15 protein-coding genes and 1 pseudogene are annotated in these 15,736 nt (G+C 68.6%); 15 read left to right on the top strand and 1 reads right to left on the bottom strand.

The window, feature by feature from the left end; genetic code table 11:
* Nucleotides 1–191: 191 nt before the first annotated feature.
* The 12 genes and pseudogenes from QM809_RS06180 to QM809_RS06235 all read left to right on the top strand — a co-directional run bounded on the left by QM809_RS06180 (nt 192) and on the right by QM809_RS06235 (nt 12,585).
* A complete protein-coding gene (locus tag QM809_RS06180) occupies nt 192–1,106 on the top strand; it encodes a LysR family transcriptional regulator (protein ID WP_415044929.1) in 915 nt (304 codons plus the stop codon).
* Between the two features lie 148 nt (nt 1,107–1,254).
* Nucleotides 1,255–2,409 carry a CaiB/BaiF CoA transferase family protein gene (locus QM809_RS06185; RefSeq protein WP_415044930.1) on the top strand — a complete coding sequence of 385 codons (1,155 nt, stop codon included), beginning with the start codon at nt 1,255–1,257 and terminating at the stop codon, nt 2,407–2,409.
* A 271-nt stretch (nt 2,410–2,680) separates the two neighbouring features.
* Entirely contained in the window at nt 2,681–3,841 is a 1,161-nt protein-coding gene (locus QM809_RS06190) for an acyl-CoA dehydrogenase family protein (RefSeq protein ID WP_415044931.1), read from the top strand.
* Between the two features lie 58 nt (nt 3,842–3,899).
* Nucleotides 3,900–4,412, top strand: coding sequence for a MaoC/PaaZ C-terminal domain-containing protein (locus QM809_RS06195; RefSeq protein WP_415044932.1), 513 nt, complete (start codon nt 3,900–3,902; stop codon nt 4,410–4,412).
* A 6-nt stretch (nt 4,413–4,418) separates the two neighbouring features.
* On the top strand, nt 4,419–5,627 hold the full coding sequence (locus QM809_RS06200; RefSeq protein ID WP_415044933.1) for a CaiB/BaiF CoA transferase family protein: 1,209 nt from the start codon (nt 4,419–4,421) through the stop codon (nt 5,625–5,627).
* 5 nt (nt 5,628–5,632) lie between these two features.
* Complete coding sequence (locus QM809_RS06205) at nt 5,633–6,799, top strand: CaiB/BaiF CoA transferase family protein (RefSeq protein ID WP_415044934.1); 1,167 nt, start codon at nt 5,633–5,635, stop codon at nt 6,797–6,799.
* A gap of 82 nt (nt 6,800–6,881) precedes the next feature.
* Nucleotides 6,882–8,240, top strand: a complete 1,359-nt coding sequence (locus QM809_RS06210) for an acyclic terpene utilization AtuA family protein (RefSeq protein ID WP_415044935.1) — start codon at nt 6,882–6,884, stop codon at nt 8,238–8,240.
* Nucleotides 8,241–8,244: 4 nt separating this feature from the next.
* Nucleotides 8,245–8,589 carry a hypothetical protein gene (locus tag QM809_RS06215; RefSeq protein ID WP_415044936.1) on the top strand — a complete coding sequence of 115 codons (345 nt, stop codon included), beginning with the start codon at nt 8,245–8,247 and terminating at the stop codon, nt 8,587–8,589.
* A 219-nt stretch (nt 8,590–8,808) separates the two neighbouring features.
* Nucleotides 8,809–9,990, top strand: coding sequence for a lipid-transfer protein (locus QM809_RS06220; protein ID WP_415044937.1), 1,182 nt, complete (start codon nt 8,809–8,811; stop codon nt 9,988–9,990).
* A 145-nt stretch (nt 9,991–10,135) separates the two neighbouring features.
* Entirely contained in the window at nt 10,136–10,870 is a 735-nt protein-coding gene (locus tag QM809_RS06225; RefSeq protein ID WP_415044938.1) for an SDR family NAD(P)-dependent oxidoreductase, read from the top strand.
* 142 nt (nt 10,871–11,012) lie between these two features.
* Nucleotides 11,013–11,798, top strand: a pseudogene (locus tag QM809_RS06230) (AMP-binding protein); the annotation flags it as partial.
* Between the two features lie 121 nt (nt 11,799–11,919).
* Nucleotides 11,920–12,585 (top strand): class I adenylate-forming enzyme family protein, encoded by a 666-nt coding sequence (locus QM809_RS06235; RefSeq protein ID WP_415044939.1) that lies wholly within the window; start codon nt 11,920–11,922, stop codon nt 12,583–12,585.
* Here the strand turns inward: QM809_RS06235 and QM809_RS06240 are convergent.
* A complete protein-coding gene (locus QM809_RS06240) occupies nt 12,564–13,235 on the bottom strand; it encodes a TetR/AcrR family transcriptional regulator (protein ID WP_415044940.1) in 672 nt (223 codons plus the stop codon). The genes QM809_RS06235 and QM809_RS06240 overlap by 22 nt on opposite strands.
* Before the next feature lie 193 nt (nt 13,236–13,428).
* Here QM809_RS06240 and QM809_RS06245 point away from each other — a divergent pair, with 193 nt between their 5' ends.
* From QM809_RS06245 to QM809_RS06255, 3 genes are read left to right on the top strand one after another with little or no spacing between them, the layout of a single operon-like run.
* On the top strand, nt 13,429–13,653 hold the full coding sequence (locus QM809_RS06245) for a hypothetical protein (protein WP_415044941.1): 225 nt from the start codon (nt 13,429–13,431) through the stop codon (nt 13,651–13,653).
* Nucleotides 13,654–13,667: 14 nt separating this feature from the next.
* Entirely contained in the window at nt 13,668–15,338 is a 1,671-nt protein-coding gene (locus tag QM809_RS06250) for a hydantoinase/oxoprolinase family protein (protein ID WP_415044942.1), read from the top strand.
* A complete protein-coding gene (locus QM809_RS06255) occupies nt 15,226–15,726 on the top strand; it encodes a hypothetical protein (RefSeq protein WP_415044943.1) in 501 nt (166 codons plus the stop codon). Before QM809_RS06250 ends, QM809_RS06255 begins: the two co-directional genes overlap by 113 nt.
* The last annotated feature ends 10 nt before the right edge of the window (nt 15,727–15,736 follow it).

Raw genomic sequence — 15,736 nt, forward strand, 5'->3', positions numbered from 1 at the left:
GACGAACCGAGCCGAAGGGGTGATCGCGATCGATCGCCGAGCCCCTTCGACGCGCGGCCTCGTTCCTCGGTCACGGCTCAGGGAGCGACGGGGTCGCGGTTCGGGCCCGGGGTAGCCTCGTCGGTGCGGTGGATCGCCGCGTGGTCGAGGTGTGAGCGAGGTCAACGGTGGCGACATTCAACAGACTGCACTTGATCCGACAGGTCGATCTGTTCACGCTCCGGTTGTTCCTGTCCGCGATCGAAGAGCAGCAGATCGGACTGGCCGCCATCCGCGAGAACATCGCGGCCTCGACGGCGACCAAACGCATCCAGGTCCTGGAGGACATCGCGGGCGTCGAACTGCTCGAACGCACGCCGAAGGGGGTGGCGCCCACTCCCGCGGGGCTGGTCCTGGAACGGCACGTGCGGGAGATCTTCGGATCGCTGGACGACATGCGCGCGGAGATCGCGGCCCTCACCGAGGGCGTGCAGGGCGATCTGACGGTGGCCTCGGCGCGCTCGATCATCGTGCCCTTCCTGGCCCGCGAGACCGGTGAGTTCACGCGGGAGTTCCCCCTGGTCCAGGTGGCCTTCCACGAGACCGACAACGAGACGGTGCTCGCCGAGGTGGTCCGCGGGGACGCCGACCTCGGGGTGTTCGCCGCCGCCTACGACCTCGATCTGGAAGGCCTGCACGTCACCCCCTACCGGGAGGACCGGCTGGTCGCGGTGGTGCCGGAGGGTCACGCGCTCACCGCGAAGTCGTCGCTCGCCCTGACCGATCTGCTCGCCGAGTCGCTGGTGGCGCCGCGGGCGATGCTCGGCGCGATCGGCGCGGCCGCCCGGCGGGCCGGAGTGGAGTTCTCCACCCGTCACGAGGTCCGCAGCGGGGAGGTCGCACTCAGCATGGTGCAGGCCCGGACGGCGGTGACCGTGGTCCCCGAGTGCATGGTCGACGGCGAGCTGCGGTCCCGGCTCGCCGTCCGCGAACTCGCCGAGTCGTGGGCCGTGCGCAAGCTGCACATCGCGACGCCGTCCGGCCGCACGCTGAGCCCCGCGGCCGCGGCGTATCTGCAGCACCTGCGTTCGGTGCCGACGGCGGGGCCGGAGGCGACCGGCGCCTGACCCCGTCGATTCGCTTCTCGCGAAGCGGCTCTTCGAAACACACCAGTAGGAACGTGCGCGGCCCGTTCCTAGGATCGTGGCAGCGGCGGTCGAGCCGCCCGGCGTCGTCCCGGCGACCGGTCGACGACCACGACGAAGGATCCCGGACATGGCAGCACCGACCGGCCCGCTGGTGGGCGTCAAGGTGATCGAACTCGGCGGCGTCGGGCCGATCCCGTACACGTGCCAACTGCTCTCCGACATGGGCGCGGACGTGATCCGCCTGGACCGTCCGCCCGGGTACGACGGCGGGGCCCCCGTCGCGGCCCGCTTCAATCTGAACAACCGCGGTCGACGCAGCGCCGCGGTCGACCTCAAGAACCCCGAGGCCGTCGCCGCCGTCCTCGAACTGGTCGAGCACGCCGACGTCCTCGTCGAGGGCTTCCGTCCGGGGGTCGCCGAGCGGCTCGGACTGGGCCCCGAGGAGTGTCACGCGGTGAACCCCGGCCTGGTCTACGGCCGGATGACCGGCTGGGGCCAGGACGGGCCGTTGGCCACGACCCCGGGACACGACATCAACTACATCGCGTTGACCGGCATGCTGAACGCCGTCGGACCGGCGGACGGCCCGCCCGCGATCCCGCTGAACCTCGGCGGCGACTTCGGCGGCGGTTCGCTGTTCCTCGCGCTGGGCGTGCTCGCCGCGCTGATCGAGCGGAACGGCTCGGGGCGGGGCCAGGTGATCGACGCGGCGATGGTCGACGGCTCGGCTTCGCTGATGACGCTCTTCTACGGGTTCTTCGCCGCCGGTTACTGGGAGGATCGGCGGGGCTCGAACCGCCTGGACTCGGGAGCGCCGTTCTACCACCCGTACGAGACCGCGGACGGCCGCTGGCTGGCGATGGGTTCCAACGAGACCCGCTTCTGGATCAACACCCTCGATCTTCTCGGCCTGAACGACGAGTTCATGCGCGACCAGCACGACCGCGCCAGATGGCCGGAGATGAAGTCGCGCATCGCCGCGGCGGTCCGCACCAGGCCGCTGGACGAGTGGGTGAGGCTGGCCGACGGCGTCGAGGTCTGCCTCTCGCCGGTGATGTCGCTCAGCGATGCGCCGAGCCACCCGCACCTGGTCGCGCGGAAGACGTTCATCGAGGTCGAGGGCGTGCCCCAGCCGGCCCCGGCTCCTCGCTTCAGCCGGACCCCGGGCTCGGTGTCGCGGCCGCCCGCCGAGCCGGGCGAGCACACCGACGAGGTGCTCGCGGACTGGGGCCTCTCGCCCGAACGACTGGCCGCTCTGCACGAGTCCGGAGCCGTTTCGTAGACGTCTCCGGGTGCTCTGCGCACCCGGCGTCCTCGGGAACCGGAGCCGTTCGACCGCCGTCCTCTTCCCGGTGCGTTCCGCATTCGGAAATCGGTGTTTCCCGACCTGGAGAATCGCTTCTGACATGCGAATGCATCGGCGGAGAAATGGTTCGCCGAGTGTGAATCAGGTCTTCGAAATTAGTCACTTGGATTCAGATCACGGCAAACCTAGCGTTGTCTCCGTCACCACATTCCGACCGCCATGAGCGGTTGCCGAAGGAGAGAACCAGATGGCCGTCAACAACTTCCTGAACGAAGAACAGAAGGCGTGGCTCGACGTCGTCAATGACTTCATGGACAACGAGATCACCGTCGAGTATGTGCGCCACTGCGATCAGAACCGCGAGTACCCGTACGAGGCCTACGCCAAGATCGCCGAGCAGGGCTGGCTCGGCGTTCTGATCCCGGAGGAAGAGGGCGGTTCCGGCGGCGACATCTTCGACTACGCCCTGATGGCCGAGGGCCTGGGCAAGTTCGGCTTCGACTTCGCGTGTTCGGTGCTGGTCCCGACCTTCACCGCGATGAACATCATCAAGTTCGGCACCCAGGAGCAGAAGGACGAGTACGTCAAGCCGTTCATCTCCGGCGACATCCGCTTCTCGGTCTCGATGTCCGAGCCCGACGCCGGCTCCGACGTCTTCGGCACCAAGACCCACGCCAAGCAGGATGAGAACGGCGACTGGATCATCAACGGCGCCAAGATGTGGTGCTCGGGCGCCAAGGCCGACAACACCGTCATCGCGATGCTGGTCCGCACCGACCAGAACGACAAGCACGGCGGCCTCACCATGCTGCTGATCCCGAACGACACCCCCGGCCTGGTGATCAACAAGCTTCCGACCCTGTCGCGGCACGCCACCGGCACCACCGAGATCTTCCTCGACGACGTCAAGGTCCCCGCCGACTCCATCCTGGGCAAGGTCGGCCAGGGCCACGAGATCATCCTCAACCACCTGGAGCTGGAGCGCTGCGCTGTGGCCGGCGCCTACGTCGGCAACGCGCAGGAAGCGGTCAGCAACGCCAACCGGTACGCCCAGCAGCGCACCCAGTTCGGTACCGCGATCTACAACTTCCAGGTCCTCAAGCACATGCTGGCCGAGAACCAGACCCGCGTCGACGCCGCGCGTCTGCTGGTCTACCGTGCCGCCGCGATGAAGGCCGCCGGCGAGTCGGCCGCGGCCGAGACCTCGATGGCCAAGCTGTACGGCTCGGAGACCCTCAAACAGTGCGCGCTCGACGGCATGCAGATCCTGGGCGGCTTCTCGAACCTGCCGGAGGCCGACATGGAGCGCTACCTGCGCGAGTCGGTGCAGTCGACCATCGGCGGCGGCACCTCGCAGATCCAGCGCACCATCATCGCCAAGTCGCGACTGAAGCTGAACAACGTCTGATCCGGGTTCGCCGGCGCGCGCCGGCCGCAATCCCCGAAGAACCCGAAAGGAAAACACCATGGCTCTGCTGAACAACACCATCGACATGCCGCTCGACGAGCTCGAGGTCGGCACCGTCTTCCGCACCGGCGGCCGCACGATCACCGAGACCGACGTGGTCAACTTCTGTGCGCTCACCGGCAACTGGATCGAGATCCACTCGAACAAGCACTACGCCGAGCAGACCCGCTTCAAGGAGCGCCTGGTCCAGGGTTCGCTGACCTACTCGGTGATGACCGGCCTGCTGATCTTCGGCCCGCCGATCCAGGCCAACTACGGCATCGACCGTCTGCGCTACCTCACCCCGGTGCACATCGGCGACACGATCTACGTCAAGGCCGAGGTCGTCGACAAGGAGGTCAAGGACGACGACTACGGCGTCATCAAGCTCCAGATGAAGGCGTTGAACCAGCACGGCGACGTCTGCCAGGTGTCGGAGTGGCGACTGCTCATGCTGCGCAAGCGGGAGGCTCTGGAGGCGCTGGTCGACGCGTCGATTCCGGAGGAGAAGCCGCGCGAGAAGAAGGCCTGATCTTCGATGGCCGGGCCACTCGACGGAGTGAAGATCCTCGATCTCACCTCGAATTTCATGGGTCCCTACGCCTCGCTCCTGCTGGCGAACCTCGGTGCGGACGTGTGCAAGGTCGAGACGCCCTCGGGCGACACCACGCGCGGTGTCGGTCCGGCCAGGAATCCGGGCATGGGTGCGATCTTCCTGCACCTCAATCGCAACAAGCGCAGCATCGTCCTCGACCTCAAGAGCGCGGACGGGCGCGCCGCGATCGACCGGATGATCGAGCGGGCCGACGTCCTGGTGTATTCGCTGCGACCGGCCGCGATGGCCCGGATGGGCCTGGACTACGAGCGGGTGCGGGCCCGGAACCCGCGCATTGTCTACTGCGGTGCGTTCGGGTTCGGGCAGGGCGGTCAGTACGCGGCGAAACCGGCGTACGACGACCTCATCCAGTCCGCGGTCGGCATGCCCGTGCTGCAGGCCCGCAAGCAGGGTCCGCCGGACTACGTCGCCTCCGCCGTCGCCGACCGGGTGGTCGGCATGGCGTTGTCGACGGCGGTCTCGGCGGCGCTCTACCGGCGCGAGCGGACCGGTCTCGGCCAGTCCGTCGAGGTGCCGATGTTCGAGAGCTTCGCCCACTTCGTGCTGGGCGATCACCTCTACGGGCACACCTTCACCCCGCCGATCGGCGACACCGGCTACGCCCGGATGATGAACGCGGATCGTCGTCCCTACCGGACGATCGACGGGTACCTCGGCATCAACGTCTACACCGATCGGCACTGGCAACGGTTCTTCGAGATCTGCGGCCGGCCCGATCTGGCCGCGGATCCGCGATTCGCCGACATCGCCGGCCGGACCGCGAACATCGGCGAACTCAACGCCTTCCTCGCGGAGGTGCTCGCCACCAGGACCACCGCCGAATGGGTGCAGGTGCTCGACGAGGCCGACATCCCGGCGATCCGGATGAACCTCCCGGAGGAGGTCGTCGACGACCCGCACATGAAGGACGTCGGCTTCATCGCCGAGGAGGAGCACCCCTCCGAGGGCCGGATCCGTTCCCTGGGCATCGCCGCGACCTGGAGCGACGACCAGCCCGACATCCGTCACCCCGCGCCCCGGCTCGGGGAGCACACCGAAGAGATCCTCGCCGAGTTCGGATTCGGCCCCGGCGAGATCGCAGACCTGATCGAGTCCGGTGCGGCCGTCGCCGCACCGAAGGAAGTGAAGTGACTCCGATGTCGACCCATGCAGACCTGCCGCTCGCCGGCGTCGTCGTCGTGGAGCTCGGCGACAGCGCTTCGGCGCCGTTCGCCGGCAAGATCCTCGCCGAGTTCGGCGCCGAGGTGTGGAAGATCGAACGCCCCACCGGCGACTCGTCCCGCGGCTGGGGACCCAGCGAATGGCAGGGCGACGGGGCCGCGTTCCACGCGCTCAACCGGGGCAAGAAGCTCATCCGCCTGGACATCAAACAGAAGGCCGACCTGGACACCCTGTACGAGATGATCCAGAAGCGGGCCGACGTCTTCCTCCACAATCTGCGGCCCGGCAGCGCCGGCGGATACGGCCTGGACGCGGAGAGCCTGCGCGTGCTGAAACCGGAACTGATCTACGCCGAGGTCGGAGCGTTCGGCAACGTCGGACCGCTGGCCGCCGAACCCGGTTACGACCCGCTGATGCAGGCCTTCTCCGGGATCATGAGCATCACCGGTGAACGCGACGGCTCACCGGTGCGCGCCGGGGTCTCGATCGTCGACTTCGGCACCGGTATGTGGTCCGCACTGGGCATCCTCGCCGCGCTGCATCGCCGGGACGTCACCCAGATCGGCAGCACGGTCAGCGCCTCGCTGCTGGAGACCGCCATCGCCTGGATGTCGGTGGGCGTCGCCGGATACGGCGCCGACGGCAACCCCGGAGAACGGCACGGTTCGGGCATCGCGTTCATCGTCCCGCACCGCGCCTTCCGGGTGGCGGACGGCGATCTGATCGTTAGCTGCGCCAACGACGCCCTGTACGCGAAGCTGTGCGAGGCCCTCGGCCGGTCCGAGTGGGCCGCCGACGAGCGGTTCGTCACCAACCAGGACCGGCTGCGTCATCGCGGAGAACTCGAAGAACTGATCGGGAGCGTGATGATCGAGCACCCGCGCGCGTACTGGCAGCAGCGCTTCTCCGAGTTCGGCGTCGCGAACGCGCCCATCCAGACCACCGACGAACTCGTCGCCCACGAACAGACCAAGGCGCTGGGCATCATCGCCCCGGCCCCGGACGACACCCTGCCGATCGTCGGCTCCCCGGTCTCCTTCGACGGCCGCCGGCCGCCGGCCGCCGCGGGCGTCGGCGAGGTCGGCCGAGACGACGACCAGCTGGATGCGTTCCTGGGACGCGTCCCGACGAGCTCCGTCTGAGCGCACGACGAACGACCGCGGCGCGTCGAGGCACGACGGCGCCGCACCAGACCGATCGACACCGACACCACGGGAGACACACATGAAAACGGTCCGCATCGGATCCGGCAGCGGATTCTGGGGCGACAACCTCGATCCGGCGATCGAGATCGCCGAGCACGGGGACGTGCAGTACCTCGCCTACGACTTCCTCGGCGAGCCGACCATCCCGACCCTGCAGAAGATGGCCCGCAAGGATCCCTCGCGCGGCTACGTCCCGGCGATCCGCGCGGTGGTCCGCGGCGTCCTGCCGATCTGCCTGGAAAAGGGCATCAAGATCCTGACCAACGCCGGCGCGGCGAACCCGCACGCCTGCGCGGACACGATCCTGGAGACCGCCCGGGAGCTCGGCATCACCGAACTCAAGGTCGGCATTGTCACCACCGGCGACGTCCAGGCCAAGGTCGAGGAACTCCTCGACGAGGGGTACGAGTTCACCAACCTCGACGACGGCGACCCCGACCTGGGGCGGGTGCGGGACCGGATCGTCGGCTCCTACGTGTACTCCGGCGCCTACGGCTACGTCGAGGCCCTCGAAGCCGGCTGCGACATCATCATCTCCGACCGGGCCACCGACGACGCCGCCATCCTGGCCCCGCTGGTGTACGAGTTCGGCTGGAAGTGGGACGACTGGGACTCCCTGGCCGTGGGCATCCTCGCCGGGCACCTCATCGAATGCGGCGCGGCCTGCACCGGCGGCATCTCCAGCATGTGGGCCGAGGTCCCCGAGCCGTGGAACATCGGCTACCCGATCGCCGAGGTGAACGAGAACGGCGAACTGTTCATCACCAAGGTCGAGGGCACCGGCGGCGTCGTGAACCGGCTGACCCTCACCGAGCACCTGCTCTACGAGGTCCACGATCCGGGGAACTACCTCATGCCGGAGGTGATCACCGACTTCACCCGGGTGAAGATGGAGGAGGTCGCCACCGACCGCGTCAAGGTCTGGAACGCCAAGGGCAAACCGGCGCCGGCCACCCTGAAGGCGGGCATCGCCTACCTGGACGGCTGGATCGGCGAGGCCGAGTCGTCGGTCACCTGGCCGAACGCCGTCGCCAAGGCGGACCGTTCGATCGCCGTCATCAAGAAGCGCCTGGAGATGGTGAACCTGGTCGCCGACGAGGTGCGCTTCGACCGGATCGGCGTCGACTCGTGCCACTGGTCGGCCGCCCCCGAACCGGACCCGAACATCAACGAGGTCCGCGTGCGCGTGGCCGCCAAATGCCCGTCGCGCGCCGAGGCCGGGAAGGTCGCCCGCGAGTGCGTGATGCTGATGGGCACCGGTCCGATCGGTTCGACGGGACAGCTCAACACTCCGCCGCCCCGCGAGGTGTTCGCCCTGTGGCCCACGCTGATCCCCCGCGAGGAGATCACCCAGACCGTCGAGACCAAGGAGTTGTGAGACCATGAGCAGCCGTATCCAGCTGAACGACGTCGCCTACGCCCGTTCGGGCGACAAGGGCGACATCTGCAACATCGCCGTCATCGCGAAGGAGAAGCGGTTCTACCCGCTGATCCAGAAGTATCTGACCGCCGACGCCGTGAAGGGCTTCTTCGGCGAGATGGTCAAGGGCGACGTCGACCGGTACGACGTCGAGACGCTCGAGGCCATGAACTTCGTGCTCCGCAACGCGCTGGGCGGCGGCGCCACCCGCAGCCTCCGCGCCGACTTCACCGGCAAGACGATGTGTCAGGCGCTGCTGCGCATCGAGTTCGACGTCGACGAGGCCGACCTGCGTCTCATGCACTGACCTGCCGGGAGGCCGGGCTTCGACACCGGCTCCTTCGTCGCCGGGCTCAGCCGGCGGTCGTAGCCCGCCGCCGAAGGACGCCCGACGTCTGCAACCGATCCCTGAGCCGCCGACGAAGGAGGCGTGTCGAAGGGTCGAACCCGTCCCTCGCCGGTCGAGTCCGCCCCTCGCCGGTCGAGCGGAGTCGAGACCACAACTTCTCACAAAAGGAAAAGACTGATGAGTGACAAGGCCCGAGTGATCGGCGTCAGCATGGTGAAGTTCGCCAAGCCGGGCGCCCACGAGCCCTACGAGATCATGGCGGCCGAGGCCGTCCGGGGCGCCCTCGACGACGCCGGCATCGACTATTCGAAGGTGCAGCAGGCGTACGCCGGCTACGTGTACGGCGACAGCACCTGCGGGCAGCGCGCGGTGTACGAGGTCGGGATGACCGGCATCCCGGTCTTCAATCTCAACAACTACTGCGCGTCCGGGTCGTCGGCGCTGCTGCTGGCGCGGCAGGCCGTCGAGTCCGGCCGGATCGACTGCGCCCTCGCCGTCGGCTTCGAGGAGATGACGCCGGGCGCCCTCGGCAGCGCCTTCACCGACCGCACCTCGCCGGTCGGCTGGATCCACGAGCGTCGCGCCGAACTGCGACCGGATCTGCCGACCGAGGCGCCGCGGGCGATCCAGGCCTTCGGCGCGGCGGGCGTGGAGTACCTCGAGAAGTACGACGCGAACCCGGAGATCTTCGGCCGCGTCGCGGTGAAGACCCGCACCCATGCGACGCGGAACCCGTATGCGCTGTTCACCAGGCCGATGACGCTGGACGACGTCATGAACGCACCGCAGCTGTACCCGCACATGACCCGGTTCATGGCCTGCCCGCCCACCTGCGGTGCGGCCGCCGCGGTGGTGGTGAGCGCGTCGTTCGCCGAGAAGCACGGCATCACCGGCGGCGTGGAGATCGTCGCGCAGTCGATGACCACCGACACCGAGAAGACCAAGGAGAACCTCATGGACCTGGTCGGCGCGGACATGACGCGCCGCGCGGCGGCCGAGGTGTACGAGATCTCCGGTCTCGGTCCGGAGGACGTCGACGTCGTCGAACTGCACGACTGCTTCATCCCCAACGAGGTGATCAGCTACGAGGGGCTCGGCCTGTGTCCCGAGGGCGGCGCCGAGAAGTTCATCGTGGACGGCGACAACACCTACGGCGGCAGGTACGTGGTGAACCCGTCGGGCGGCCTGATGTCGAAGGGGCATCCGCTCGGGGCCACCGGCCTGGCGCAGTGCACCGAACTGGTCTGGCACCTGCGCGGCACCGCGGGCGACCGCCAGGTGCCCGATGCGAAGGTCGCGCTCCAGCACAACATCGGTCTGGGCGGCGCGTGCGTCGTGACCATGTACCGCGCCGTCTGACCCGGTCGGATCCACGGTGCCCCGCGAGTCCTCCCCGGCGATTCGCGGGGCACCGTCTTCTCTCGCGGAAAGCCTTCCCGGCGAGGGCGCCCGCGCGTAGTGTTTCTAAATGTATTTAGAAACTGGTCTCCACGGAAGGACTCCGATGTCTCCCGACACTCTCGCCAACCCGTACACGATCGTCGATCAGGTCGCGCTGATCACCGGCGCCGGCGGGGCCATCGGCGGTGCCGTCGCCCGCGTCTTCGCCCGCTCGGGCGGGGCCAAGGTGGCCCTGGCCGACCTCGCGGGCAATCCGCGTCACCACGAGCTCGCCGAGCAGCTTCGTGCGGAGGGGTTCGAGGCGCTGGTGGAGCGGGTCGTCACCGAACTCGGTCCGGTCGACGTCCTGGTCAACAACGCCGGGATCGCCGACAACACCCCGTTCTGGGAGACCGCGTTCGAGGACTGGAGGAGGGGGCTGACCGTCCATCTGGACGGCACCTACCTGCTGACCCGCCACGTGATCGAGAGCATGCGCGAGCGCGGCTCCGGGAACATCGTCACGATGAGCTCCATCGCGGCCCAGCAGGGGGCGCTCACCGGGGACGCCGCCTACTCGGCGGCCAAGGCCGGCCAGCAGGGCTTCACCAAGACCCTGGCGCAGACCCTGGGCCCGTCGGGGATCCGGGCGAACTGCATCGCCCCCGGCGTCGTCGACACCCCGCTGCTGCACTCGGTGCACGACGAGGAGAGCCTGGGGAGGATCCTGCAGCGGGTGCCGATGCGCAGCCTGATCGATCCGGAGAACATCGCGACCACCGCGCTGTACCTGGCGTCGCCGGGGTCCGCGCACGTGACCGGCCAGACCATCGACGTCGGCGGCATGGTGATGCGCTGAACCCCCGCGAGGGACGCGTCCCCTCCGCTCCCCGAGCCGGGGAGGAACGAAATGACGAGTCGTGCCGAAGGGGGTCTTCGGGAGAATGACGGATGAGGGCCCATCGACGCCCGGCGGCGGGCTCGGAGGACGGAGGTCGCCGATGGGAACCGGTCTGACCTGGATCACCGACGCGGTCGCGGCGCCGTCGTCGGTCTCGCCGGACCGGAAGGCGCTCGCGCTCGACGATGCTCCGCCGGTGACGTACGGGCGGCTGCGCGAGATGGAGCTGCGGTGGGCAGGCGCCTTCCGGGCCGCCGGAGTCGGCCGGGGCGATCGGGTCGCGCTGCTGATGCGCAACGGCATCGAGTACATCGCCGCCTACCTCGCGCTGGCCCGGATCGGTGCGATCTCGGTGCGCCCCAACTGGCGGCTGACGGGTGCCGAACTGGGGTTTCTGCTGACCGACTCCGGCACATGCCTCCTGGTGCTCGACGACGTCTTCGTCGACCGGATCGAGCCGCTGCGCGGTGGTCTTCCGGTGCGTGGTTACGTCGTGCGGGAAGAGGCGGCCCGGGACGGCGGGACGCCGTCATGGGCGACGTCGCTCGATGCCTTCCTCGCCGCGGGGGAGCGGGCCGGGGACACGCCTTCTCCTCCGGTGGGCATGGACGATCCGTGCACCCTCCTGTACACCTCCGGCACCACCGGCACTCCCAAGGGCGTACTGCTGACGCACGGGAACCTGCTGTGGATCGCCGCGATCCAGGCGATGAAGTGGAAGCTCGCCGCGGAGACGGTCGCCTTCAACGCCGGTCCGCTGTTCCACGCCGGCGGCTTCGAGGTGCTGCTGTTGCCCACGCTGCTCGGTCACGGCACGGCGGTGCTCCTCTCGTCCGGGGGTTTCACCGTCGAACGCTGTCTGGAGGTGATGGGCGTGCATCGGGTGTCCGTCGCGCTGGCCTACTCCTTCGTCGTCTACGACCTGGTCCGCCTGCCGGACCTCGCCGACCGGGTCCCGGAGACGCTTCGAGCGGATCATCACCGGGGGCGACGTGATCATGCCGTGGGTGTACGACGAATTCGAGCGGAGACTGCCGGGGGTCCGCCTGGCGCAGTCGTATTCGCTCACCGAGGGAGGGGTCGTCGGCACGACGCTGGACCACGACGACGCCCGCGGCCGCGAGCGCAGTGTCGGCCGCGCCAACCCGCTGACCGAGGTGAAGGTGGCCGGATCCGACGGCGACCCGAGGGCGCCGGGGGAGATCGGCGAGGTCTGGCTGCGCAGTCCCGGGGTCGGCGGACACTATTGGAACCGCCCGGAGGCCACCGCGGAGACCTTCGTCGACGGGTGGTGCCGCACCGGGGATCTCGGGTGGATGGACGCCGACGGCTTCCTCACTCTGACGGGCCGGGCGAAGGACATGATCCGCAGCGGCGGGGAGAACGTCTCGCCGGCCGAGGTGGAGAAGGTGATCGCACTGTGCCCGGACGTCGGCGCGGTCGCGGTGATCGGAGTCCCCGATACGCGCTACGTGGAGGTCGGCTGCGCGGTGCTCGAACCCAGGGGAGACGAGCCGATCAATCTGGACGAGGTGCGCAGGCTGTGCCGCGAGCGGCTCGCCGGTTTCAAGGTGCCCAGGCACTACGTGGTGGTCGACCGGATTCCCCGCAACGCCTCGGGCAAGATCCGCAAGAGCGTGCTGCGCGAGACCTACCGCTCGCTGGCGGAGTGAGGCTCGTCGGCGGGGCGAGAGCTGCTGTCGGGGTGAACGGACACCCCGTCCATGATGAGTCGCTCGACCGTGGCGGCCAGCTCGGCCGGGGAGCGTTTGGTGGACTCCGGCCAGTCGGGTGCCTGTTCGGCGGTGTGCACGATGAACAGCTGCAGGAGGTAGGGGTCGGTGTCGGCACGCAGGTCGCCGGACTCGATCGCGTCGGCGATGAGGTGCTGCCAGAGCAGCCCGAACTCCTTGCGGCGCGGGGCGAGCCGCCGGCGCATCTCCTCGGGCAGCTGACGGAAGGTTCGATTGTGTGCCGGTGACATGGAGCCGAGTCCGATGATCGCTTCGAGGAAGGCTCGGATCGCGACGGACAGGGTCTCCCGCGGAGGGGTGTCGTCGGGCAGTGCGGCGACGGTCGTCGACACGTGCTCGAAGGTGTAGTCGATGCCGTACTCGAGCACCTCCTGGACCAGCTGATCCCGATTGTCGAAGTGGTAGTACAGGCTGCCGATCTGCAGGCCGGCCGCCTCGGCGATGGCGGCCAGCCGGGCCCCGGTGTAGCCGTCCCGCACGAGGACCTGCGCCGCCGCATTGAGGATGCGCTGCCTGGTCAGTTCGGACTTCGTCGGCGGACGACGGGTGGCGCTCTGCGGTGGGGTCATCGATCGATCTTCCTCGGGGCCGGCGGATCCTGCACCACGCTAGCGCGAAGCGGGACCGGGCCCGACTCGGCCTTCTGTGACGTAGGCAACATAATTGTATGATATTTTAGATTCTGAAATTTTCTAGATTTTTGATCCGGGCCGACGAGATCCCCGTCCGAGGTCACGGATCGCCGAAGCGAGGAGTCCACTCATGCCCGTCTACAACCCCCGGCCCACGGAGCCGACGCTCTTCGTCGAGCGCGTCGCCGTCGACGGCGCCTGCACGAGGTGCGGAGCCGCACGTCTCGAGTCCTATCCGGTCCTCTCCGAGGGCGGTTGGTTCGACGTCGTGAAGTGCGCCGGATGTCTGTACAGCGTCGAACGCACCCCCGGGCCCAGACTCGGTCCGATCGAACTCCTGTCCGACCGGATCTGAAAGCGAGAGAGAAGATGACCGGTACCGCATCCCCCTCGATGATCGGCGTCGACGTCGGCGGAACCTTCACCGACGTCGTCGCCGTCCGGGACGGCGAGATCCTCACCACCAAGGTCACCACCGACTACGTGGAGAGCCACCGGGCCGTGATCCGGGGCGCGGAGGAGCTCGGTGCCGACGTGCAGGTGTTCAACCACGCGTCCACCCACGGACTCAATGCGATCATCACGCGCAATCTGCCCAAGATCGGCTTCCTCACCACCGAGGGGCACCGCGACATGCTCGACATGGCCCGCGCCCACCGGCCGCCGGAGGCCAACACCGATCCGCGCTGGCGCCGCAGTTTCGGCGACGTGTCCGGGCCGGTGGTCCCCCGGTACCTCCGCCGCGGCATCCGGGAGCGCATCGACGCCGACGGCTCGATCGTCGTCGGACTCGACGAGGAACAGGCGCGCGAGCAGATCCGCGTCCTCAAGGACTGCGCGGTGGAGGGCGTCGCGATCTGCCTGCTCAACTCGTACGTCGATCCCACACACGAGCGCCGCCTGCGCGACCTCGTCGCCGAGGAGCTCGGTGCCGACATCGCCTGCTCCATCTCGTACGACGTCTCGCCGCTGGCCCGCGAGTATCCGCGCGCCAGCACCACCGTGGTCGACGTGCTGATGAAGGAGATCTACGGGCCGTACGCCCGCAAACTGGAGAAGGGTCTGGCCGACGCGGGCTTCCGCGGCGAGTTGAACTTCGCCGACTGCGCCGCGACGTTGGCGCCGATCGACGTCGCGCTGGAACGCCCGGCCCGCATCGTGTTCTCCGGGCCTGCCGCCGGCACCGTCGCGTGTGCCCGCCTCGGCGACATGATCGACGAGCCGAACCTGCTCTGCGTCGACATCGGCGGGACCTCGGCCGACATCAGCGTCGTCACGAACGGCAAACCCTTCGTGAACACCACCTTCGAGCTGGAGCACGACCTGATCGTCAACACCCTCTCGAACGAGATCGTCTCGGTCGGCGCCGGCGGCGGCTCCATCGTCTGGGTCAACCGCGCCGGGGAGATCCAGGTGGGCCCGAAGAGCGCGGGTTCGGATCCCGGGCCCGCGTGCTACGGCACCGGCGGCACGCAGCCGACCACCACCGACACGTTCGTGATGATCGGCATCCTCGACCCCCACCGCTTCGCGGCCGGGCGCTCGACGCTCGATCACGACCTCGCCCAGCACGCCTTCGAACAGCTGGCGACCGGCGCCACCCTCGCCGAGCGCGTGCGGTTCGCCTACAAGATGGCGATCAACAACGTCGCCGAGGGCGTCCTGGACGTCGTGGTGAAGGACGGCATCGACCCGCGCGAGTACTCGCTGGTGTCGTTCGGCGCGGCCGGGTCGATGATGCTGCCGCAACTGCTCGACGTCATGCATTCTCAAAAGCGTGATCGTTCCGCCGTACCCGGGTCTGTTCTCGGCGCTCGGGCTGGTCAGCGCCGACCAGGTGCACTCGGACAGCCGGACGTCGTACACCGTGCTCGGGCCGGACGCCGCGCCGATCGTCGACGCGCTGTACAAGGACATGGAGGCGCACATGCGGGCCGAACTCGGCGAGGCCGCCGACGAGGTGACCTTCGTGCGGACCTTCGACGGCATGCTCATCGGCCAGGTCTGGGAGACGCCGTTCGTCGAGGTGCCCTCCGGTGAGATCGACGAGGCCGCGATCACGCGGATCATCGCGAACTTCCACGACGACTACCAGGCGCGATCGAACACCCGCTACGAGGAGCTGGGCGTTCTGGGCGTCACCTTCCGGCTCACCGCGGTGGTTCCCACCCCCAAGGTCGAGTACCCGCACCCGGGCGTCCGGGCCGAGGGGGAGAAGCCGGTGCCCACGCGCACCACGTGGCTGCGGTACCTCGAGGACGAGGACATCGAGGCGAACGAGTACGACCGTGAGTCGCTCTGCGAGGGCGACGTGATCGAGGGCCCCGCGGTGATCCGCGAGCCGCTGTCGACGACCTTCGTCGCCGGCGACCAGCAGGCGAGAGTCGGCACCGTGGGCGAACTGTGCATCACGCGGGCCGGCGAGTGAAGGAGAGCAC

Origin of the sequence: Gordonia sp. (in: high G+C Gram-positive bacteria), from assembly GCF_047600385.1 — a bacterium.
Classification (GTDB): domain Bacteria; phylum Actinomycetota; class Actinomycetes; order Mycobacteriales; family Mycobacteriaceae; genus Gordonia.